Raw genomic sequence first — 235 nt, forward strand, 5'->3', positions numbered from 1 at the left:
GATGAACCGCATCTACGAGATCGAGGAGGGGCGGCCGTGCTGGAAGCTGCGTCCCATGCAGCAGCTCGTCACGCTCATCACCGTCGTCTCGCTGTCGATCGTCGCCATCGTGCTCGTGCTCTCCGGGGATGTGGTGTCGGCGCGGGGCGACGCGTTCGGCGCAGGCGTGGGCGTGCAGCTCGCGTGGGACATCGCCCAGTGGCCCCTGCTGCTGGTTGGCGTCGTCTTCCTCGTG

1 pseudogene is annotated in these 235 nt (G+C 68.1%); it reads left to right on the forward strand.

Going from position 1 to position 235, the window contains the following annotated elements:
- Positions 1-235: pseudogene (locus tag KVS71_RS18985) on the forward strand (ribonuclease BN); the annotation flags it as partial.

This window comes from Microbacterium sp. GbtcB4, assembly GCF_019091465.1.
Taxonomy (GTDB): Bacteria; Actinomycetota; Actinomycetes; order Actinomycetales; family Microbacteriaceae; genus Microbacterium; species Microbacterium paraoxydans.